The sequence below is a fragment of the Streptomyces sp. NPDC048197 genome (assembly GCF_043202395.1).
GTDB classification, from domain to species: domain Bacteria; phylum Actinomycetota; class Actinomycetes; order Streptomycetales; family Streptomycetaceae; genus Streptomyces; species Streptomyces siderophoricus.
The window spans coordinates 58,965-79,064 of record NZ_JBIDAJ010000035.1; the positions used below are offsets into that span (position 1 = coordinate 58,965).

The 20,100-nt window shown below is 71.8% G+C and carries 20 protein-coding genes and 1 pseudogene; 7 read left to right on the plus strand and 14 right to left on the minus strand.

The window, feature by feature from the left end; all coding sequences use genetic code 11:
* Positions 1-27 precede the first annotated feature (27 nt).
* Positions 28-1,728, minus strand: a complete 1,701-nt coding sequence (locus ACGF4C_RS32200; protein WP_393571073.1) for an amidohydrolase — start codon at positions 1,726-1,728, stop codon at positions 28-30.
* Positions 1,729-1,913: 185 nt separating this feature from the next.
* Here ACGF4C_RS32200 and ACGF4C_RS32205 point away from each other — a divergent pair, with 185 nt between their 5' ends.
* Positions 1,914-2,441, plus strand: a complete 528-nt coding sequence (locus ACGF4C_RS32205; RefSeq protein ID WP_393571075.1) for a GNAT family N-acetyltransferase — start codon at positions 1,914-1,916, stop codon at positions 2,439-2,441.
* On the opposite strand, the gene ACGF4C_RS32210 is transcribed toward ACGF4C_RS32205, so the two are convergent.
* The 8 genes from ACGF4C_RS32210 to ACGF4C_RS32245 form a co-directional block, all read right to left on the minus strand.
* Complete coding sequence (locus tag ACGF4C_RS32210) at positions 2,431-3,003, minus strand: hypothetical protein (protein WP_030415119.1); 573 nt, start codon at positions 3,001-3,003, stop codon at positions 2,431-2,433. The two genes, ACGF4C_RS32205 and ACGF4C_RS32210, sit on opposite strands and share 11 nt — an antisense overlap.
* Positions 3,000-4,121 (minus strand): ROK family glucokinase, encoded by a 1,122-nt coding sequence (locus tag ACGF4C_RS32215; protein WP_030415120.1) that lies wholly within the window; start codon positions 4,119-4,121, stop codon positions 3,000-3,002. The genes ACGF4C_RS32210 and ACGF4C_RS32215 overlap by 4 nt, the downstream gene beginning before the upstream one ends.
* Before the next feature lie 241 nt (positions 4,122-4,362).
* Positions 4,363-5,172, minus strand: coding sequence for an ATP-binding cassette domain-containing protein (locus ACGF4C_RS32220; protein ID WP_393571078.1), 810 nt, complete (start codon positions 5,170-5,172; stop codon positions 4,363-4,365).
* Positions 5,169-6,212: an ABC transporter permease gene (locus tag ACGF4C_RS32225; protein ID WP_393571080.1), complete on the minus strand. Its 1,044-nt coding sequence runs from the start codon at positions 6,210-6,212 to the stop codon at positions 5,169-5,171. The genes ACGF4C_RS32220 and ACGF4C_RS32225 overlap by 4 nt, the downstream gene beginning before the upstream one ends.
* Entirely contained in the window at positions 6,209-7,183 is a 975-nt protein-coding gene (locus tag ACGF4C_RS32230; protein WP_362145265.1) for a sugar ABC transporter substrate-binding protein, read from the minus strand. Before ACGF4C_RS32230 ends, ACGF4C_RS32225 begins: the two co-directional genes overlap by 4 nt.
* A gap of 224 nt (positions 7,184-7,407) precedes the next feature.
* Entirely contained in the window at positions 7,408-8,403 is a 996-nt protein-coding gene (locus ACGF4C_RS32235; RefSeq protein WP_393571082.1) for a sugar ABC transporter substrate-binding protein, read from the minus strand.
* Between the two features lie 169 nt (positions 8,404-8,572).
* Positions 8,573-9,292, minus strand: coding sequence for a GntR family transcriptional regulator (locus tag ACGF4C_RS32240; protein ID WP_393571107.1), 720 nt, complete (start codon positions 9,290-9,292; stop codon positions 8,573-8,575).
* Between the two features lie 146 nt (positions 9,293-9,438).
* The gene (locus ACGF4C_RS32245; protein WP_393571084.1) at positions 9,439-10,161 is read right to left on the minus strand and encodes an SDR family oxidoreductase; all 723 of its coding nucleotides are present in this window, start codon (positions 10,159-10,161) and stop codon (positions 9,439-9,441) included.
* Between the two features lie 61 nt (positions 10,162-10,222).
* Between ACGF4C_RS32245 and ACGF4C_RS32250 the strand changes: the two genes are divergently transcribed.
* Both ACGF4C_RS32250 and ACGF4C_RS32255 read left to right on the plus strand, forming a co-directional pair.
* Entirely contained in the window at positions 10,223-11,125 is a 903-nt protein-coding gene (locus ACGF4C_RS32250) for a LysR family transcriptional regulator (protein ID WP_393571086.1), read from the plus strand.
* A 58-nt stretch (positions 11,126-11,183) separates the two neighbouring features.
* Complete coding sequence (locus tag ACGF4C_RS32255) at positions 11,184-11,543, plus strand: VOC family protein (protein ID WP_393571088.1); 360 nt, start codon at positions 11,184-11,186, stop codon at positions 11,541-11,543.
* Here ACGF4C_RS32255 and ACGF4C_RS32260 read toward each other — a convergent pair.
* The 5 genes from ACGF4C_RS32260 to ACGF4C_RS32280 all read right to left on the minus strand — a co-directional run bounded on the left by ACGF4C_RS32260 (position 11,530) and on the right by ACGF4C_RS32280 (position 16,005).
* Positions 11,530-12,690 (minus strand): GDSL-type esterase/lipase family protein, encoded by a 1,161-nt coding sequence (locus ACGF4C_RS32260; RefSeq protein WP_030415129.1) that lies wholly within the window; start codon positions 12,688-12,690, stop codon positions 11,530-11,532. The two genes, ACGF4C_RS32255 and ACGF4C_RS32260, sit on opposite strands and share 14 nt — an antisense overlap.
* 105 nt (positions 12,691-12,795) lie before the next feature.
* Complete coding sequence (locus ACGF4C_RS32265) at positions 12,796-13,299, minus strand: PaaI family thioesterase (protein WP_393571089.1); 504 nt, start codon at positions 13,297-13,299, stop codon at positions 12,796-12,798.
* Positions 13,299-14,129 (minus strand): transporter substrate-binding domain-containing protein, encoded by an 831-nt coding sequence (locus tag ACGF4C_RS32270; protein WP_393571091.1) that lies wholly within the window; start codon positions 14,127-14,129, stop codon positions 13,299-13,301. The genes ACGF4C_RS32265 and ACGF4C_RS32270 overlap by 1 nt, the downstream gene beginning before the upstream one ends.
* Positions 14,130-14,376: 247 nt before the next feature.
* Entirely contained in the window at positions 14,377-15,045 is a 669-nt protein-coding gene (locus ACGF4C_RS32275; protein ID WP_393571093.1) for a bifunctional 4-hydroxy-2-oxoglutarate aldolase/2-dehydro-3-deoxy-phosphogluconate aldolase, read from the minus strand.
* A gap of 522 nt (positions 15,046-15,567) precedes the next feature.
* Positions 15,568-16,005, minus strand: a complete 438-nt coding sequence (locus ACGF4C_RS32280) for a ribonuclease domain-containing protein (RefSeq protein ID WP_393571095.1) — start codon at positions 16,003-16,005, stop codon at positions 15,568-15,570.
* A 227-nt stretch (positions 16,006-16,232) separates the two neighbouring features.
* Here ACGF4C_RS32280 and ACGF4C_RS32285 point away from each other — a divergent pair, with 227 nt between their 5' ends.
* From ACGF4C_RS32285 to ACGF4C_RS32300, 4 genes and pseudogenes are all read left to right on the plus strand, one after another.
* A complete protein-coding gene (locus ACGF4C_RS32285; RefSeq protein ID WP_393571097.1) occupies positions 16,233-16,640 on the plus strand; it encodes a VOC family protein in 408 nt (135 codons plus the stop codon).
* Between the two features lie 167 nt (positions 16,641-16,807).
* On the plus strand, positions 16,808-17,434 hold the full coding sequence (locus tag ACGF4C_RS32290) for a helix-turn-helix domain-containing protein (RefSeq protein ID WP_393571099.1): 627 nt from the start codon (positions 16,808-16,810) through the stop codon (positions 17,432-17,434).
* A gap of 35 nt (positions 17,435-17,469) precedes the next feature.
* On the plus strand, positions 17,470-17,649 hold the full coding sequence (locus ACGF4C_RS32295) for a DUF6126 family protein (RefSeq protein ID WP_393571101.1): 180 nt from the start codon (positions 17,470-17,472) through the stop codon (positions 17,647-17,649).
* Positions 17,650-17,887: 238 nt separating this feature from the next.
* Positions 17,888-19,795 (plus strand): annotated as a pseudogene (locus ACGF4C_RS32300) (beta-N-acetylglucosaminidase domain-containing protein); the annotation flags it as partial.
* Between the last annotated feature and the right edge of the window lie 305 nt (positions 19,796-20,100).

The following is a 20,100-nucleotide window of genomic DNA, read 5'->3' on the forward strand; positions in this document are numbered from 1 at the left end:
CAAGGATGATCATGTGCAGGGGGCAGGTCAATCGCGGAGGGCGTCGTGCACGACCTGCCCGTCCATGACGGTCAGGACGACGGGCATCTCCGGGATGTCGTGGGGGTCGGTGGTGAGCAGGTCGCCGTCGAGCACGCAGAGGTCGGCGACCTTGCCGGGCTCCAGGGAGCCCTTCCAGTCGTCGGCGAAGTCCTGCCAGGCCGCGTCGATGGTGTACGTGCGGACCGCTTCGGCGAGGCCGATGCGCTGTTCGGGGCCGCTGACCCGGCCGGTGGCCTTCGACTCGCGGAGCATCATGGTGGCGATGCCCTGGCGCCAGTCCGGGTGCGTGACGGGGGCGTCGGATCCGCTGGCGACCCGCACGCCGGCGTCGATGGCATCCCGGTAGGGCCAGGCGTACGCGGCACGTCCGGAGCCGACGAAGTCCTCCTCCATGTCGGCAACGGTCCACTTGATGGTGGGGTTCATGTTGACGCCGAAGCCGTGCGCGGCCAGCACCTTCATGCTGTGCGGGGTGAGGAAGTCGCCGTGGATGAGGTAGTGGCGGGCGTCGGGGCGCGGGTGTTCGGCCATGGCCGCGGCGAAGGCGTCCGCCACGGTGTCGATGGCCCGGTCGCCGGTGACGTGGACGCCCAATTGGTGTCCGGCGATGTGGGCGTGCCGGATCATGGCGTCGATCTCGGTGATCCGCTCGGCGTGGGTCCCGCCGCCGACGCACAGGGAACCGCTGCCGCCGCCGACGTACGGCTCGTGCATCCAGGCCGTCTTGTTGGGGACGATGCCGTCGGCGAATATTTTGACTCCGTGGATCGCCAGACGACGCGGATCGGCGGCGGTCCCGCCGAGGGCGGTGAGCGTACGGGCGAACTCCTCAGCGGTACTCGTCATGCCGGTGGGCAGGAGCAAAACCCCTACGCGGGCGGTCAGTTCACCGTCGGCCAGGAGCTGGTGGTAGACGTCGAGGGTCTGCCTGCCGAGTGCGCCCCGCATGATGCCGTCGCCGCCGGGGCCGAGCCCGGGCTCGGTGTAGCTGGTCACGCCGAGCCGGGCGAGGGTGGCGAGGGTCGACCGGATGGCGTCGGTCCGTTCCTGCCGGCTGAGCGGCGGCAGGGCATTCTGGACGAGGGCCTGGGCCGCCTCGTGCAGCAGCCCGGTCGGCTCCCCGGCGTCGTCCGTGACGATGGCCCCGCCGGGCGGTGCGACGGTGGACCGGTCGATGCCGATCAGCTCCAGCGCCTTGGAGTTGACCCAAGTGGCGTGGCCCGAGAAGGAGTACAGGACGACCGGGTGGTCCCGGCTGACGGTGTCGAGGTCGTGCCGCGAGGGCTGCCGCGAGGGATCGGTGACGCATTCGGCGAGGTAACCGGTGTCCCAGCCGTGGCCGGTGATCCACTGCCCGTCCGGGGCCCGCCCGACGGCCTGCCGTACCGCCGCGGCCACGTCCGCGAGGGAGGAGACGGCGGGGTGACCGAGGTCGAGGGAGAGCGGCGGGCCGGCCATGCCGAAGGCGCATCCGTGGAGATGCGAATCGTTGATACCGGGAAGCAGCGTCGCCCCGCGCAGGTCGATGACGCGGGTGCCCGGACCGACGAACGGCGCGACGTCCTCCCGCCTTCCCACGGCACTGATGATCCCGCCGGTCACCGCCAGGGCCGAGGCGACGGTGAAGCGCGCATCTACCGTGACCACCCGCCCGCCGAGAAATACCAGGTCCGCGTACGTGTCCACAGAAGGAGTCCTTTCGAAAGGCAGCGGGTGCACGACAGTCACCCGCGAAATGATCTTTCGAGGACTATGACCGGGCGCCCGCCCACCGCACATCGGTCATCTCACCGATAGCGGTAGGAGCTCTTGCAGTGGCAGGCAGGGCCGGAGAACGGCGTCCTGGCCGGGCGTTCTGAGAGGATCACCGCATGACCGGCCCACGCCACGCCGCCAGCGCGTCCCACCGGCCTTTTGCCGAACCGGTCCGGCTCGACCTGTCCGATCCCGGCACCCTGCGTCATGTGTGGGACCTTCAGCGGGCGGCCTACGCGGTCGAAGCCCGGCTCATCGGCTTCGACGGCATCCCGCCCCTGCACGAGTCCGTTGAGCAGTTGCGCGCATGCGACGAGTCCTTCCTCGGGATTCGCGAGGCGTCGGGACTGGTCGGAGCGGTCGCGTGGACCCGCTTGCCGAACGGTGCTCTGGAGATCTGCCGCCTCGTGGTCCATCCCGTCGCGCATCGCCGCGGCGTCGCCACGGCCCTGCTCGACGCGCTGGACTCGATCGAGCCGGCGGAACTGACCGTCGTCTCCACCGGAACCGCCAACCAGCCCGCGGTCGCGCTCTATCTTCGGCGCGGATTCGTCCCCGTCGGTGAGCGCGAGATCGCACTCGGCGTCACGGTCACGCTGCTGGAACGCAACCGGTGCTGCCGGGCTGCGACGGTCAGAACGTGACCGTCGAGACCGTGTACACCACGGGGTGGCCCGGCTCGTCGTAGCTGACCATGATGCGCTGCGACGGATGCGGTGCGCGGCTGGTGGTCGTGGTGCCCGCCCAGGGCCAGTCGACGCTGAAGTCCCAGCCGACCTTCGCCGCCTGGTCCGGCGGGATGGTCCTCCGGTCCTTCTTGAGGGCGGCGGTGCTGGTGCCGACGGCTGCGAGGTAGTGCTCCAGGCCCCACTCGTTGGTCCGGAACTGGACGAACAGCGAGCTGGTTTCCCAGGAGTTGGTCTCGTAGTAGTAGACCGGGGTCGAGCCGATCGGTACCGGGACGTTGTAGATCCGCTGCTGGACCTTGGACGGGAAGGCGTTGGTCAGGCCGGTGGCGGCGGCCTCGGCCTCCTTGCCCTCGCCGCTGTCGCGGCTCTGCTCGGCGGAGATGACGATGTAGCCGGCCGGGATCGCGATCAGCAGGAAGACGATCAGCGCCGTCAGCAGGGGGCGGCGGCGCTTGGCCCGGGGCGGCAGGGCGGTGTGGTGGTCGTCGCGCATGGTGGGGGATTCGGTTTCGGTCATCGGCGGCCGGCCCGTTCATAGCGCTCGTAGCGCTCGACCCGGCGGCGGTTGGCACGGCGGAAGCGGCGGGCGATCAGGCGGGCGAGGTCCGCGGCGCCCACCATGCCCGCCTCGGGGCCCAACTGGGCCTTGGCGATGGTGGCTTCGGGGCGGTAGCCGCGGCCGGTGAGGTGGCGCCGGAAGGCGTCCCGGGCCGGGCCGATCAGCAGGTCGTCGGCGGCGCTGACACCGCCGCCGATGACGAAGCAGGACGGGTCGAGGGCGGCGGCGAGGTTGGCGATGCCGACGCCGAGCCACTGGCCGATGTCCTGGAGGAGTTCGACGCACATCGCATCGCCCTCGCGGGCGAGCTCGGTGATCAGCGGCCCGGTGATGTCGCCGATGCGGCCGCCGACCCGCTCGATGATGTTGTACGCGACCGGGGAGTCGGCCGCGGCCAGCTCGCGGGCCTCCCGGACCAGGGCGTTGCCGGAGCTGTACTGCTCCCAGCAGCCGCGGTTGCCGCACGGGCAGCGGTGACCGCCGGGCACGACCTGCATATGGCCGAATTCGCCCGCGACCCCGTATTTGCCGCGCTTGACGGCGCCGTCCTCCAGGATCGCACCGCCGATCCCGGTGCCGAGCGTGATCATCACGAGGTGGTCCTCGCCGCGGCCGGCGCCGAACCGCCATTCCGCCCAGGCGGCGGTGTTGGCGTCGTTGTCGACCATGACGGGGACCGCGAGGCGGCCCGCGAGGCGGTCGCGCAGCGGCTCGTTGCGCCAGTTCAGGTGCGGGGCGAAGAGGACCTTGGAGCGGTCCGCGTCGACCCAGCCGGCCGCCCCGATGCCGACCGCGTGCACGTCGTGCCGGTCGGAGAGGTCGAGCACCAGCTCGGTGATGGTGTCCTCGACGACCTTGGGGCTCTTGGACTTGTCCGGGGTCTCGGTGCGGACCTTCTCCAGGATGGTGCCGTCCGCGTCGACCACGCCCGCCATGACCTTGGTGCCGCCGATGTCGATGCCCACCGTGGGCACGCGCGGGGCGGTCAGGTGCGAGCGCCGCTCGCGGGTGCCGACCGTGCGCAGCACGGTGGCTCTGGCCGATCCCCGGTGCACCCGGTCCCGGTACATGCTCATCGACCCACCTCTTCGCCGTTGCTCCCCCGGTGGCTGACGGGCGTGGGTGGTTCCCCCATGCGGTGGCTGCGTGCTCGCAAGAGTCGTCTCGTCCCTAGGGGGGTCTCGGGAGGCCGGGGCCTCGGCGTGCGGGTCCGGTGCGATTGTGCATCACCGGCGGCGTCCGGCGCACCGCGACCGGCAGTGCCGCGCCCCGCGCGGCCGGGCGGCCGGTGCGGGGCGCGGCACCCTGCTGACCTGCTCAGTCGGGCCGGTGGCCGCCGGGGAATTCCGGGGTGGCGGTGCGGGCCAGCTCGTGACTGAGTTGTTCCAGTTCGCTGCCGCCCGCCATTTGACGGGTCAGCTCCTCCAGGGCGATCTCCTTCTTGGTGTGGCTGCCGGCCATCGTGCCGCGCTTGAGGAGGACGAAGCGGTCGCCGACGAGGTAGGCGTGGTGCGGGTTGTGCGTGATCAACACCACGCCGAGGCCGGCGTCCCGGGCGGCCGCGACGTACTTGAGGACGACGCCGGACTGCTTGACGCCGAGTGCCGCGGTCGGCTCGTCCAGGACCAGGACCTTGGCGCCGAAGTAGACGGCGCGGGCGATGGCCACGCACTGCCGTTCGCCGCCCGAGAGGGTGCCGATGGGCTGGTCGACGTCGCGCAGGTCGATGCCCATCCGCAGCAGCTCGCTGCGGGTGGTCTCGCGCATCGTCGCCACGTCGAGGCGCTTGAAGGGGCCCACGCCGGTGGTCGGCTCGGAGCCGAGGAAGAAGTTCCGCCAGACCGGCATGAGGGGGACGACGGCGAGGTCCTGGTAGACGGTGGCGATCCCGCGGTCGAGGGCCTCGCGCGGGGAGGCCAGGGTGGTCTCCTCGCCCTCGATGGTGAAGGTGCCGCGGTCGTGCCGGTGCAGCCCGGCGATGATCTTGATGAGGGTGGACTTGCCGGCGCCGTTGTCGCCGAGCACGCAGGTGATCTCCCCCGCGTGCACCTCCAGGGAGACGCCCTCCAGTGCCCGGACGTTGCCGTAGTACTTGCTGACGTCGGTCAGCTCGACCAGCGCTGTCATGCCTTGTCCTCCGCCCGCTTGCGGACCCATGCGTTCAGGAGTGTGGCGAGCAGCAGCATCGCGCCGAGGAAGAACTTGTACCAGTCCGGATTCCACTGCGCGTAGACGATGCCCTTGCTGGCCATGCCGAAGATGAAGGCGCCGACGGCGGCGCCGATCGCCGAGCCGAAGCCGCCGGTCATCAGGCAGCCGCCGACCGCCGCGGCGATGATGTAGAGGAATTCGTTGCCGACGCCGTCGCCGGACTGGATCGCGTCGTAGGAGAACAGCAGATGCTGGCCGGAGATCCAGGCGGCGAAGGCGACGCCCATGTAGAGGCCGATCTTGGTCTTGGTGACCGGGACGCCGACCGCCCGCGCGGCGTCGGCGTTGCCGCCCACCGCGAAGATCCAGTTGCCGACGCGGGTGCGCAGCAGGAGCCAGGTGGCCACGGCGACCAGCGCGATCCACCACACGATGGTGACCTGGATGTCGACGCTGCCGACGGTCAGGTGCGAGGCGAAGACCGTACGGGCCGACTCGAAGCCCTCCATGTCGGCGATGGACTTCGTCGAGACGGTGCCGCTGATCAGTTTGGTGAAGCCGAGGTTGAGGCCGGTCAGCATGAAGAAGGTGCCGAGCGTGATGATGAAGCTGGGCAGCTTGGTGCGGGTCAGCAGGAATCCGTTGAACGCCCCGATGGCCAGGGTGACCAGCAGGGACACCCCGACGCCGACCCAGGTGTTGGCGGTCATCTGGTAGCTGAACATCGACGAGATCAGCGCCGAGCTGACGACCATGACACCGGCCGAGAGGTCGAATTCCCCGCCGATCATCAGCAGCGCCACCGGTACGGCCATGATCCCGATGGTCGAGGAGGCGTAGAGCACGGTGGAGAGGCTGGACGCCCGCAGGAAGGGCTCGGCGACGATCGAGAAGAAGACGAAGACCGCGGCGGCGCCGACGACCGAGCCCAGTTCGGGGCGGCCCATCAGCCGGCGGGCCAGGGAGCGGTGCAGCAGCCGTTCGTCCTGGACGGGTGCCTTGAGGGTGGCGGTCATCGGGTACCCCGCTTCGTGTAGTCCTGCAGGGCGCCGGCGTCCTTCTTGGTGATCACCTGGGGCCCGGTGAGCACCGGCTTCCCGCCGCCGAGGGTGTCGGAGTTGTACTTGTACAGCCAGAGCAGGTCGACCGCCTCGTAGCCCTGGAGGTAGGGCTGCTGGTCGACGGCGAAGCCGAGGGTGTCGTCCTTGAGGCCGGCCGCGACCTGGGCGTTGAGGTCGAAGGTGTCGATCTCGGCCTTGCTGCCGGCCTGTTCCCTGGCCTTGACGGCGGTGGGCGCGAAGGGTGCGCCGAGGGTGACCACGGCGTCGATGGACGGGTCGGCCTGGAGCTTGGACTCGATGGAGGACTGCACGTCGGGCATGTTGGTGCCCTCGACGTAGAGCTTCTCCAGCTTGCCCTTGAAGGTCTTGGCGGCGCCCTCGCAGCGCTGTTCGTGGCCGACGTTGCCCTGTTCGTGCAGGACGCACAGGGCCTTCTTGCGGCCGCGCCGGTTCAGCTCGTCGCCGACCGCCTCGCCGGCCACCGTCTCGTCCTGCCCGATGTGGGTGAGCGCGCCGAACGCCTTGGACTCCTCGGCGCCGGAGTTGACGGTGATCACGGGTATGCCGGCCTTCTCGGCCTTTTCGACGACGTCCTTCATGGCGTTGGGCTTGGCGAGGGAGACGATCAGCCCGTCGACCTTCTGGTCGATGTAGGACTGCACCAACTGGCTCTGCCGCTGGGCCTCCTCGTCGTGTCCATAGACGAACTTGATGTTGTCCTTGAGGGCGGCCTGCTGGGCGCCGTTCTGCACGATGTCCCAGAAGGTGTCGCCGTCTCCCGAGTGGGTGACCATGGCGAACGTCCACCTGGGGGTGTTCACCGCGGCCTTGCCGCCGGCGGCCTTCGCGGCGCGCTCTTCCTCGGCGCGCTTGCCGCCGGTGCTGCTGCACCCCGCCAGGGAGGCGCCGAGCACCGCCGCCAGCACGGCGCTCACGACGCGTCCCCTTCTTCGAACCCTTGCCACGAGGACTCGCCCTTCCCGCTGATCTCGCCGTGTCGGCTGCGTCGGTCGTATTCGCTGTGTGGGCCGCCCGGTCCGGGCGGGTGCGGTGCCGCACTCCGGTGCCGGCCGGCCGGGGCCAACCGGCCAAGTATCCGTTACCGGTGATCTGTCCCGGTTCATGGGGTCGTCCCGTCCTCCCTCTGCTCTCACCTGGTGCCTCGCCCGGTGTACTCGGTCAGCTGGGGTACGTCCTTCTGCGTCACCAGCGCGGGCCCGGTGAGCACCGGCTTCCCGCCGCCGAGGACGTCCGCGTTGGTCTTGTGCAGCCAGAGCAGGTCGACCGCCTCGTAGCCCTGGAGATAGGGCTGCTGGTCGACGGCGAAGGTGACGTCCTTGGCCTTGAGCAGCTTGACCACGGCGCCGTTCAGGTCGAAGGTCGCGATCTGCGCGCGGCTGCCGGCGTCGCGCTTGGCCTTGACGGAGAGCGCGGCGATCGGCGCACCGAGCGTGACGATCGCGTCGAGCGAGGTGTCGGACTGCAGCTTGGCCTCGATCGAGGACTGGGCGGCCGGGGCGTTGGTGCCGTCGACGTTGAGGTTCTCGACGGTGCCGTGAAAGCCCTTGCGGACGCCGGCGCAGCGGTCCTCCAGGGACACGTTGCCCTGCTCGTGGAGGACGCAGAGGACCTTCTTCGCGCCCCGGTGGTTCAGCTCCTCGCCGACCGCGCGGCCGGCCACCGACTCGTCCTGCCCGATGTGGGTGAGCGCCCCGTACGCCCGGGAGAACTCACCGCCCGAGTTGATGGTGATCACCGGGATGCCGGCGGCCTCGGCCTTGCGGACGGCCGCCTTGACGGCCTGCGGCTTGGCGAGGGTGACGATCAGCCCGTCGACCTTCTGGTCGATGTAGGACTGGATCAGCTCGGCCTGCTGGCCGCCCTCCTTGTCGTGGGCGTAGAGGAACTTCACGTGGTCCTTGGCGGCGGCCTGCTGGGCGCCGTTCTGGACGATGTCCCAGAAGGTGTCGCCGTCGCCGGCGTGGCTGACCATCCCGATGGTCATGCGGGTGCCGCCGGCTCCCTCGTCCTTGGCGTCCTGGCCGCCGGTGGCGCTGCACCCGGCGACCAGTGCGACGGTGGTCAGTAAAGCGGCGGCGCTGCGGAGGGTGAGCCGCCGGACGCCGGTCGTACGCACGCTGATCATCGTGGAACCGCCTTTTCTCCACGGCCGCCGGAATGCGGCTGGAGGAGTTGTAACGGCCCGCGCGGAGCCACGTCAATGCTTTGTCAGAACATTCTGACGAAAGCACATGGACGGGCGAACGTGGACCGCGGGCGGCTCCGGCGGGGGCCCTGCGGACCGCCCGCCCCGCTCACGGCCGTACGAGCAGCTGGAACTCGAAGGCGTAGCGCGACGCCCGGTAGACGTGCGAGCCGAACTCCACGGCCCGCCCGGTGTCGTCGAAGGTCGTCCGCTGCATGGTGAGCAACGGGGCACCCTCGGGCTCGTCGAGCCGCTGCCCCTCCTCCGCGGTGGCGGCCCGGGCGCCGACGGACTGGCGGGCGCTGTGCAGGGTGATCCCGGCCGACCGCATCAGGCGGTACAGCCCGGTCTGCTCCAGTTCGGCGGTGTCCAGCTTGAGCAGGCCGGCGGGGAGGTGGTTGCGCAGGTGGGCGACCGGTTCGCCGTGGGTCAGGCGGAGCCGCTCGACCAGTGCGACCTCCGCGCCCTCGGCGAGGCCCAGCGCGGCGGCGACCTCGGCATCGGCCTCGGTGGTGGTGTTGAGCAGCACCCGGGTGGCCGGTTTCTGCCCGGCCGCCTCCAGGTCGTCGTAGAGGCTGCTCAGCTCCAGCGGGCGCTTGACCTGGCTGTGCACGACCTGGGTGCCGATGCCACGGCGGCGCACCAGCAGCCCCTTGTCGACCAGCGACTGGATGGCCTGGCGGACCGTGGGCCGGGACAGTCCGAGCCGGCCGGCCAGCTCGATCTCGTTGCCGAGCAGACTGCCGGGCGCCAGTTTGCCGGTCTCGATCGCCGCCTCCAGCTGCTGCGACAGCTGGAAATACAGCGGGACCGGACTGCTCCGGTCCACGCTGAACTGAACGGGGCTCTCGGCGCCCAGGGCTTGTTCCGTATCGCGTTTCCCCACGTTCGCGAGCGTATCCGCCCGCACAGTTGACGGGAAGTCCGGAGGTCACATTGTCCGGACATGACGGGCCGACGTAGGGCCGCGGCGGGCTACCAGGGCAGCGGACGGCCGTCCCGGAAGAAACCGCCCGTCGGGCCGTCGTCCGGCAGGGTCGCCGCATGCACGACACCGGCCGCGCCCTCGGCCACCGGCCGGCCGCCCGGCCCGCCCATGTCGGTGGCCACCCAGCCCGGGCAGACCGCGTTGACCAGCACGCCGTCGGCCCGCAGCTCGGCGGCCAGCATCCGGGTCAGCGCGTTGAGCGCCGCCTTGGACGCGGTGTACGCCGGGGTGCCGCCGCCCATGTTGGTCAGCGAGCCGGCCTCGCTGGAGACGTTGACCAGCCGCGGACGGTCCGAGGCGCGCAGCAGCGGGGCGAACGCGATAGCGGTGCGCCACGGCCCGTAGAGGTTGGTCTCGGCCACCTCGCGCACCCGCGCGAGATCGGCGGTGACGGCCCGCTGCCCGGTGTCGTAGCCGATGGCGGCATTGTTGACCAGCACGTCCAGCCGGCCGAAGCGCTCGGCGACCTCGGCCGCGGCCGCCGCCACACCGGCGTCGTCGGTGACGTCCATGGGCAACGGCCGGACGTCCGGGCCCGCACCGGGAGCGCCGCGCAGCTCCGCGGCCGCCCGCCGCACGGCGTCCGGTGAGCGGCCGGTCAGCAGCACTGTGTAGCCGCGCGCCGCCAGCTGCCGGCACACCTCGCGGCCGATGCCGCGGGTGGCGCCGGTGACGAGGGCGACGGGTCCGGTGGGAGGGTCGGCGTCCATGGAGCCATCTTCCGTCCCCGACTTCCTGCGCGTCCAAGGCCGCTTCTGATAACCCATGGCTATGGACGCTCATCTGCGGGACCTGCGCTACTTCGTCGCCACGGCCGAGGAGTTGAACTTCACCCGGGCCGCCGAGCGGCTGTTCATCTCCCAGCCCGGGCTGAGCAAGCAGATCCGGCAGCTGGAGGACGGACTGCGGGTCAGGCTGTTCGACCGCGACCGGCGCACGGTGACGCTGACCGCGTCCGGGGCCGCCCTGCTGCCCCGGGCGCGGGAGCTGGTCCAGCTCTGGGACGAGGCGCAGCGCGCGGTCAGCGACGCGGCCGCCGCGGAGGCCGCCGTGCTGACCCTGGGCATCTCGACGAGCACCGGCCGCGGGCTGCTCCCCGCGATCCGCGCACTGCTCGCCGAGCGCCGCCCCAACTGGCGCCTCCAGGTACGGCAGATCGACTGGGCGGACGCCACCGCCGGGCTGGCGGACGGCGAGACGGACCTGGCGCTGCTGTGGCTGCCGTTCCCCGGGCAGGAGGCGTTCGCCGTGCACGTCGTGGCCACCGAACCGCGGTGGGTGGCACTGCCGGCCGGCCACCGGCTCGCGGCGACCGCCGAGGTCCCGTTCGCCGCGCTGCTCGACGAACCGTTCCTGGCCCTACCGGAATCCGCGGGGGTCCTGCGGGACCACTGGCTCGCGGTGGACGAACGGGGCGGCCGGCCGGTGCGCATCGGCGGGGTGGTCGCCAACGCGGACGAGACCTTCGAGGCGGTGGCCGAGGGCCTCGGGGTGGTCCTGCTGGCGGCCGGGAACGCCGCGATCTACCGGCGCCCCGGCGTCGTCGCCCGCCCCGTCGCCGGCCTGACGCCCGCCCGACTCGCGCTGGTCCGCCGCCCGGACGACCACCGCACCGTGCTGCGCGACGTCCTCGACGCCGTCCGGCACCACGAGTCACCGACCACGACCCCCTGACCGACCACACCCGACCGCACCTGTCCGCACGTCCACACGTCAGCTGTGAGGAGTTCCCATGTCCGTACGCCGGGTCGTCCCCGACCTCCGGTCGACCGCCCTGAAGGAGAACCGCGACTTCTACGGGCTGCTCGGCCTGGAGGAGGTCATGAACCAGGGCTGGGTCATGACCCTGGCCTCACCGGCCAACCCCACCGCCCAGCTCACCTTCCTGACCGCGGACCGGACCGCTCCGGTCACCCCCGACCTCAGCATCGAGGTCGACGACGTGGACGCGGTGCACGCCGACCTGCAGGCCGCGGGCGCCACGATCGTCCGGCCCCTCGCGGACGAGGAGTGGGGCGTACGCCGCTTCTTCGTCCGCGACCCGGACGGACGGATCGTCAACGTCCTCGGGCACACGGTCAGTCGTCCCTGACGGCGAACGGACCGCCGGCCCCGAAGACCCGCTCGGCGAACCGCTCGCCGATACGGCGATGGCCGGCCGGGTCCGGGTGGAGCGCGTCGGGCAGCGGCAGTTCGGCGTGGTCCGCCTCGCCGTAGAGCACCCGGCCGTCGAGGTAGTGCAGGTTCGGGTCGTCGGCCGCCCGCGCGGCGGTGATCCGGGCCAGCTCGTCCCGGATGCGGTTCAGCGTGAGGCGCCCGGGGTCCTTGGGGTCGCCGAGGGCGGTGAAGCGCAGCGTCCCGGAGCTGAAGTCCGGCGCGCCGGGCCCGGGGGTGTCCTCGTGGACCGGGCACAGGACGGCCGACACGACCAGCAACGGCGCGGTCGGGTGCCCCTCGCGGATCGTGTCGAGGAAGCCGTGGACCGCCGGCCCGAAGGCGCGCAGCCGCATCAGGTCGTGGCCGACCAGATTGATGCCGATCTTGACGCTGATCAGGTCCGCCGGGGTGTCCCGCATGGCGCGGGCGGTGAACGGGTCCAGCAGCGCGTTGCCGCCGAAGCCGAGGTTGATCAGCTCCACCCCGCCGCGGGCGGCGGCCAGCGCCGGCCAGGTCTCGGTGGGCCCCTCGGCGGAGGAGCCGTGGCTGATCGAGCTGCCGTGGTGCAGCCAGACCCGGCGGCCGCGGTCCGGGGCGGCCTCGACCGGTGCGTCGGTGCGCAGCGCGATCAGCTCGGTGGTCTCCGTCTGCGGCAGCCAGATTTCGATGTCCTTCATGCCGGCGGCCAGACCGCCGAACCGGAGGGTGCCGGGCGGGCCGGGACGGGTGACGATCGCCTGGGTGGCCAGGTCGATGGTGCGGACGTTGCCGGCCGCGACACCGGCCCGGGCGGTGAACCGGCCGTCCACGACCAGGTCGTACACGCCGTCCGGCTGGGGCGGCGCGCCCTCGTAGACCGTCTTCGTGGGGAGCGTGTCCAGTTCGACGGCGGTGGCGCGGGTGCGGAAGACCAGCCGTACGCCGGAGGGCTGGGACTCGACCATGGACAGGTAGTCGTCGGGCCACTGCTGACGGGCCCACGCGGGGAGCCGGTGCGGCAGCACGCCGTGCGCGGTGCGCTCCACCTCCAGGGCACCGCGCAGGAGGTGCGGCTCCACGGGAGTGGTGATCCAGTCGGTCACGCCGGCCTGCCTGCGGGGATCGGGAACGTCCTGAGGACGCCGTCGAAGGGAAAGATCATGCGGACCAGCCTTCCCGCCGGATGCCCGTTTCGCACCCGCTTTTCGTCAGCCACCGCCGGCCGGACCGTTGTCCGCCGGGCTGTTGAGGGACAGCGCCGTGCCCTGCGCCACCGCACACAGGCGCTCGGTGCCGTCCGCGGCGAGGACCGTCAGATCGCACCGGCACACGGCCTGCCGGCGGCCGGCGTGGACGACCTCGGCGCGGGCGCGGAGCGTACGGCCGCGCGCGGGCCGCAGGTACTGGATCGAGAAGCCGCCGGTGACGATGGCCGGGCCCAGGGCGGTGGCCGCGGCGAAGGTCAGGGTGTTGTCGGCGGCGTACGACAGCACCCCGCCGTGCACGAACCCGTACTGCTGTAGCAGTTCCTCACGGATGTCCAGCTCCAGCGTCGCCCCGCCGTCCCCGAACGCGGTGAGCCGCGCCCGCAGCAGCCTGCTGAACGGCTGCTCGTCCAGGCCCTTTTGGGCGGCGGCAAGGTCGAAGGCCGCGGCGGGATCGAAGGCCGCGGCGGGATCGAGCCCGACGCCCGCCCGCTCGGTGTCCGTCATCACTCCCCCATCCAGGCGTTCTCGTACTTCCGGTAGGTGCCGTCGTGGGTGGCCAGATGCACCCACTGGTTCACATAGGCCGTGAAGTCGTGGTCACCCCGGGGCAGCGCATAGGCCTTCTCGGAGAAGGTGAAGGGCTTGTCCGGGTGGACCGAGCAGAGTTCGGGATGGAGCTTCGCCTGATAGCGGGTCTCGCTGGCGTCGGTCATCATCACGTCGGCGCGGCCCGCGATGATCTCGTTGAAGATCGTGGTGTTGTCCGGATGGACCTTCAGGGCCGCGTGCTTGATGTGGGCACGGGCGAACTCCTCGTTGGTGCCGCCCGGGTTGACGATGACGGTCGTGCCGGGGCGGTCGATCTGGTCCAGGGTGCCGTACTTGTCCTTGTCCGCGCAGCGCACGATCGGGGTCTTGCCGTCCGTGCGGGTGGGCTCGCTGAAGGCGACCGAACGTGCCCGTGCCAGGGTGATCGAGACGCCGCCCATGGCGATGTCGCAGCGCCCGGCCGCCAGGTCGCCGACCAGACCGGCCCAGGTGGACGGGACGTAACGGGGCTCGGCGTCCAGGCTCCGGGCGAGGTCCCGGGCCATGTCGATGTCCACCCCGCGGTAGCTGCCGGTGCCGGGGTCGCGGTAGCTGAAGGGGCGGTAGTCACCGGTGGTGCACACCCGCAGCACCCCGCGCCGCGGAACGGTGTCGAGCGCCGACGCCTGCCGCCCGCGTTCGGGGGCGGGCTGTGGTGCCGGGGCGGGGGCGCCGGACGCCGCCGGGGCGGCGGCGGTGACGGCGAGCAGACAGGCGAGGGCGGAGAGGGTGACGGCACGCTTCATCGGGTCTCCTGAAGCTCCTTGGGCTGCGGGGCGCGGGGCTGACGCCTCGTCGGGTGATCGCGCGCTCAGCCTGACAGAGCCGATGATCGGCGGGAAGCCCCTGCCCGGAGACCGGAACGGCCGGCGGACCGGCCGTCCGGGGGCATGCGAGCCGACCACCATCAGCCGTCGACCCGGCGACCGTCAGCCTGTCAGGCCGTCAGGCCTGCACTCCGGCGACCCGTCAGCCCATCAGCCCGTCGGCCCGTCAGCCGCCGTACAACACACTCTCCTCGTCGCCCGCCGCCCCGCCCGGGGTGGCTTCGGCGAGACGGGCGAGGAGCTCGGCGGCGCGCTTGGCGACGGTGTCGCGGTCGCCTTCGGAGAGGGCAGCGCCCATGCCGACGGCGACCGCGCCGGCGGCGATCCACTCGGGCGCGCTGTCCACCGTCACCCCGCCGGTCGGCAGCAGCGGCGCCTGGGGCAGCGCCGCGCGGACCTCCGTGAGCCAGGACGGGTCGTACGCCGAGGCGGGGAAGAGCTTGAGGGCGTCCGCGCCGAGCTCCAGGGCGCGGACGATTTCGGCGGGCGTCGAGACGCCGGGGAAGACCGGGACGCCGTAGCGGTGGGCGGTGCGGATGACCTCGGGGTCCAGGCTGGGCGAGACCAGGAAGCGGGCGCCGGCGTCGACCGCCATTCGGGCCGACATCGCGTCAAGGACCGTGCCCGCGCCGATGACCGCGTCCTCCCCCAGCTCGCGCGTCAGGGTCGTGACCGCCTCGAGGGCGAAGGGGGTGGTCAGGGATATCTCCAGGGTCGTGATGCCGGCCGACAGCAAGGTGTCGGCGGTGGCGCTCGCCTCGTCGTAGGTCTTGCTGCGAACGATGGCGAATACGCGCTGCGCCAGTGCGGCCCGGGTGATCTCCCAGCGATACACGGCAGTTCGCCGTCCTTCCTTGTCTGCGACGCACCATGCCGGACCGCCCGGCCATGGCGGATACGGCACTTTCCCGGGCGTGCCGCAGCAGCTGACCCCACATGGTCCCTTGTCCGCCGATGCCCGCCCGCTCCTCGTTTCCACCGAAACGCTACCGGGAACCACCGACAATCCTCTCTCGGGGGGTGCGCCCCGCGCGCCCCTTCTGCCAAGAAATGCGAGAAGAGCGAGGTCAGAGGGGGCGCACGGCAAAGCGGCGGGGGGGGGGGGGGGGGGGGCCCCCCCCCCCCCGCCGGGGGGGGGGGGCGGGGGGGGGGGGGGGCCCGGGGCCCCCGGCCCCCCGTGCTAGGGGGGGGGGGGGGGGCGGCGAGCCCCGCCCCCCTTGCCCAAATAATGGCTATAGCCGGGTGTTCTGGGGGGGCGCCCGCCCCGGGGGGGGGGGGGGCCCCCCCCCCCCCCGGCCCGCCGCGGCGGATGGTGTCAGGGTCGTTCGGGCGACCCCGTGCGCCGGCTGAGCCGGTCTCAGCAGTTGCGGTCGACCAGGTCGAACGTGGAGTAGTGGTCGGCGGTGTAGTAGTCCTCGTCCTTCTTCTCGCCGGCCACGATGCGCCGGGCACCGCGGTCGGGCGAGCCCGGGGTGATGACCGTGTACTCGTGGTAGTAGCCGGTGCTCTGCTTCGGCAGGATGCCCTCGCGGTTGTCGAAGACCGTCCCGTCCTTCGGGTACGGGAAGGGGCCGCCCTTGGCGATCAGATCGAGGGTGTCATGGGCCTGCGAGGGCAGCTTGGAATAGCAGACGCTGCCGACGTCCTTGACGTGCACGGCCGTTGCGTACGCCGTCGCGGCGTGCGAGGCGGCCGGGCCGGAGGGGGTGGCGGCGACCGCGGTCCCGCCGAGGAGAAGAGCCGATGCGAGGGCGCCCGCGGCGCCGATCCTGGTAATCCGTGGGGGGATTCTCATGCTTCCCAGAATGACGCGCGTAGACATGGCCCTGTCAATCCCAAAGGGCGGATGTTTCCCCGGAGTTCACACGGTCACCCCAACCGGAAGCCGGAAAAATCACGATGTCCCCTCCGGCCCCCACCAGGCATGATGAGCGCGCGGACGATCACCGAGGATGTGAGCGGACCGGCGGTGCCACGGACGGTCCGTCAGCACCGGCGCGGCAACAAGAGGGAGGGTTTTCCATGCGGGTCAAGGACTTCGACCACCTGGTGCTCAAGGTGCGGGACATCGAGCGGGCGCTGGACTTCTACTGCGGTCCGCTCGGACTGGAGCCGGGTCGGGTCGAGGAGTGGCGGGCCGGCGAGGCCCCGTTCCCGTCGGTGCGGATCAACCCCGTCACGATCATCGACCTGATCACCCACCCCGAGGACGAGGCGGGCGCGGCACCGGCCACCAACGTGGACCACATCTGCCTCGTCGTGGACCCGCTGGACTGGCAGGAGGTCATCGACTCCGGCGTCTTCACCGTCCTGGAGGGCCCGGTCGGCCGCTACGGCGCGCGCGGCGATGCCCAGTCGATCTACGTACAGGACCCGGACGGCAACACCGTCGAACTGCGGTGGTACCCGGAGGACGCGGGCCGGGCCTGACGGAGGGCCGGTCCTGACGGGGGCTGGTCCTGACCGGGGCCGGGCCTGATGGGAGCGGGACACGGAACGCCGGACGGGGGATTCCGGACAGGGCCCCTCGTCCGGAGCGCTTTTGCCTCTGAGGCAAAACTTTTGCCCGCCAGGCCGCATATCGCTATACCGGTGATATGTCCGAGCTCCCCGACGAGCCTCCCGGCGTTCCGCCGGCCGAGCTCCCCACCGTCGCGCCGCGCCTGCGTGACCTGCGGCGACGCAGTGGCCTCACGCTGGAGACGGCGGCCCGGCTGGTCGGGCTGTCGCCCGCGCACCTGTCCCGCCTGGAGACCGGCCGGCGGCAGCCCTCGCTGCCGATGCTGCTGGCGCTCGCGCGGACGTACGGAACCACGGTATCCGACCTGCTCGGCGAGACCGCCCCGGAGCGGGACCCGATCGTCCGGGCGGACCGTGCCGAGCCCTCGGAGGCCGGCGGCTGGACGTACTGGACCGTGGGCGGCGCCGGCCGCGCCATGCAGGCGCTCCGGGTGCACGTGCCACAACGTGCGCAGGGCGAGCTGGTCCGGGTGCACCCCGGCGAGGAGTGGCTCTACGTCCTCAAGGGACAGCTCCGGCTGACGCTCGGTGCGGCGGCGCACGTGCTGGCCCCGGGGGACGCGGCGCACTTCGACTCGCTCACCCCGCACCGGATCGCCGCCGACTCCCGGGGCGGCACGGAGCTCCTGTTCGTCCACACGCTGCTGCAGAGCGGCGCCGCCGAGCTGTGTCTGGGCGACGACGCGAGGTACCGCGGCGTGTGAACCCGCGCGCCGCCCGAACGAAAGGACCGTACGCCGTGCCCGACCGGACCCCGGCCGATCTTCCCGCCGGCCCCTCCGCCGCTCCCACCCCTTCCCGCTACGTCGAGAACAAGCCACCCCGCGGGCTGTATGTGCGGGTGTTCATCTACGTCGTCGCCACGCACGTCCTACTGGCCTTCATGAGCCTGCTGGTGATCATCGCCAAGTCACGCTGACCGCCGGCCGCCGCGTCCGGCGGCTCCCCGACCCCGCCCACTCCCCGACCACGGCCGCCGCCACGGCCACGCCCGGCAACGTCCATCCCTTCGGTCCGAAAGTCCATTGCCCCGGTGTGCCCCGCGGGTGAAGCCTGCTGCCGCGCAGTCCTGGACCAGACTCGTCCCGTACCTGTTTTGCCCTACCTCGTCCCTGTACCTCGTCCCTGCACCTCGTCGCACCGAGGAGGACCGAAGGATGCACCGTACGCGCACCGCGGCGGCCACCACGCTGGTCATGGCGCTGGCCGTCCTGCCCCTGACGGGCATGGCCGGACCGCCGGGCCCCGGCCGGCACGCGGACCGGGAGAGCGCCGGCGACCGGCCCGCGGCCGCCGGCGCCATCACCCCCGTCCCGCAGTCCGCACACCGCCTGCCCGGCCGGGCGGTCATCACCCCGACCGCCACCGTCGTCGCCGGCCCGAAGGCCGATCCCGCGGCACTGGAGCTGGTCGAGCGGTCCCTCACGGCCGCCGGCGCCGACCACGTCGTACGGGCCGGCCGGGCGCCCGCCGGCGGGCAGTTGACGGTCTACGTGGACGGGCCGGACGCCACGCGAACGCTCCGCGACCTGGGCGCACAGGGCACCGACGGGCTGCCCGCCGAGGGCTACGCACTGGCCGTCGGCGCCGGCCGGATCGCGCTGGCGGGCAAGGACGCCACCGGCAGCTACTACGCCGCGCAGTCACTCCGGCAGTTGCTGCCGCACCGCGACCACCCTGGCGGTCAGGTGCCGGGCACCGCCGTACGGGACTGGCCGGCCACCCCGCTGCGCGGCGTCATCGAGGGCTTCTACGGCACGCCCTGGTCCCACCGCGCCCGGCTCGACCAGCTCGACTTCTACGGCGCGCACAAGATGAACACCTACGTCTACTCACCCAAGGACGACGCCTACCTACGGGAGAAGTGGCGCGATCCTTACCCCGCGGACCGCCTCGGGCAGCTCAAGGAGCTGGTGGACCGGGCCCGGGCCCGCCATGTGGACTTCACCTACGCCCTCTCCCCCGGCCTCTCGGTCTGCTACAGCTCGGACGCCGACCTCAAGGCGCTGACCGCCAAGTTCCGGACGCTGTGGGACATCGGCGTGCGCGACTTCGCCGTGCCGCTGGACGACATCAGCTACACCCACTGGAACTGCGCGGCCGACCAGGACAGGTTCGGCACCGGTGGCGGCGCGGCCGGCGCCGCGCAGGCCCATCTGCTCAACCGCGTCAACCAGGACTTCATCGCGGGGCATCCGGGTGCCCGCCCGCTGGAGATGGTGCCGACCGAGTACTACGACGTGAAGCCCACGCCGTACAAGAAGGCGCTCGCCACCCAGCTGGACAAGAACGTGGTGGTGGAGTGGACGGGCGTCGGGGTGATAGCGCCCACCATGACCGTCGCTCAGGCCGAACAGGCCCGGGAGGTCTTCGGCCACCCGATCCTGACCTGGGACAACTACCCGGTCAACGACTACGTGACCAGCCGGCTGCTGCTCGGCCCGTTCAACGGCCGGGAGCGGGGACTGCCCGGCGAACTGGCGGGGATCACCGCGAACCCGATGATCCAGCCCGCGGCGTCCAAGATCGCGCTGTACACGGTGGCGGACTACGCGTGGAACGACAATGCCTATGACGCCCGTACCTCCTGGGGCGCCGCGCTCGACGAGCTGGCCGGCCGCGACGCGGGGACCCGCCGGGCGCTGCGTGCCTTCGCCGACGCGAGCTACGCCTCCTCGCTCAATCCGCAGCAGGCGCCCGAACTGGCCGCCGCCATCGGCCAGTTCCACAAGGACGGGAACGCCGGACGGCTGGACGCGGTGCTGCGTACCCTCCGGGACGCGCCCTCGGTGCTGCGCGCCCGGCTGGCCGACCGGGGCTTCGTCGACGACAGCGGCCCCTGGCTGGACGCGACGCACGCCTGGGGCATCGCGGGACGCAGCGCGCTGGCACTGATCGAGGCGAAGAAGGCGGGCGACGAGGCCCGGGCCAAGGAACTGCGGGAGCGCATTCCGGATCAGGTGAAGACCGCCAAGTCCTTCGTGTACGTGGACCTGAAGGGCAAGCGGATTCCGGTGGTGGTGGCGGACAAGGTACTGGACGCTTTCATCGACGACGCGCTCGCGTTCCGCTTTGCGGCGCCCCGCACGTAGTTGTCTGTCCCGCCGCGGTGGTTGCTCGCCGGTGCGCTTTGCGGCGCCTCCCACGTACCCGTCTTTCCCGCCGCGGGGCGTCTCGCCGTTGCGCTTTGCGGCGCGCCGCACGTAGTTGTCTGCGGCGGCGCGGGGCTTGGTCGCCGTTGCGCTTTGCGGCGCCCCGCACGTAGTTAGCCGTCCCGCCGCGGGGCTCGCTCGCCGTTGCGCCTGCGGCGGGCTGGGTTTGTGGTGGGTGCGGTGACGGGCCTCCGGGGCCGGTTGTGTGGACTGCTGAC

Bases quoted from the DNA above. Each gene is read 5' to 3' on its own strand.
- ACGF4C_RS32205 (WP_393571075.1), top strand. From the start codon at position 1,914: ATGACCGGCCCACGCCACGCCGCCAGCGCGTCCCACCGGCCTTTTGCC.
- ACGF4C_RS32210 (WP_030415119.1), bottom strand. From the start codon at position 3,003: ATGACCGAAACCGAATCCCCCACCATGCGCGACGACCACCACACCGCC.
- ACGF4C_RS32215 (WP_030415120.1), bottom strand. From the start codon at position 4,121: ATGAGCATGTACCGGGACCGGGTGCACCGGGGATCGGCCAGAGCCACC.
- ACGF4C_RS32220 (WP_393571078.1), bottom strand. From the start codon at position 5,172: ATGACAGCGCTGGTCGAGCTGACCGACGTCAGCAAGTACTACGGCAAC.
- ACGF4C_RS32225 (WP_393571080.1), bottom strand. From the start codon at position 6,212: ATGACCGCCACCCTCAAGGCACCCGTCCAGGACGAACGGCTGCTGCAC.
- ACGF4C_RS32235 (WP_393571082.1), bottom strand. From the start codon at position 8,403: ATGATCAGCGTGCGTACGACCGGCGTCCGGCGGCTCACCCTCCGCAGC.
- ACGF4C_RS32245 (WP_393571084.1), bottom strand. From the start codon at position 10,161: ATGGACGCCGACCCTCCCACCGGACCCGTCGCCCTCGTCACCGGCGCC.
- ACGF4C_RS32250 (WP_393571086.1), top strand. From the start codon at position 10,223: ATGGACGCTCATCTGCGGGACCTGCGCTACTTCGTCGCCACGGCCGAG.
- ACGF4C_RS32255 (WP_393571088.1), top strand. From the start codon at position 11,184: ATGTCCGTACGCCGGGTCGTCCCCGACCTCCGGTCGACCGCCCTGAAG.
- ACGF4C_RS32265 (WP_393571089.1), bottom strand. From the start codon at position 13,299: ATGACGGACACCGAGCGGGCGGGCGTCGGGCTCGATCCCGCCGCGGCC.
- ACGF4C_RS32270 (WP_393571091.1), bottom strand. From the start codon at position 14,129: ATGAAGCGTGCCGTCACCCTCTCCGCCCTCGCCTGTCTGCTCGCCGTC.
- ACGF4C_RS32280 (WP_393571095.1), bottom strand. From the start codon at position 16,005: ATGAGAATCCCCCCACGGATTACCAGGATCGGCGCCGCGGGCGCCCTC.
- ACGF4C_RS32285 (WP_393571097.1), top strand. From the start codon at position 16,233: ATGCGGGTCAAGGACTTCGACCACCTGGTGCTCAAGGTGCGGGACATC.
- ACGF4C_RS32290 (WP_393571099.1), top strand. From the start codon at position 16,808: ATGTCCGAGCTCCCCGACGAGCCTCCCGGCGTTCCGCCGGCCGAGCTC.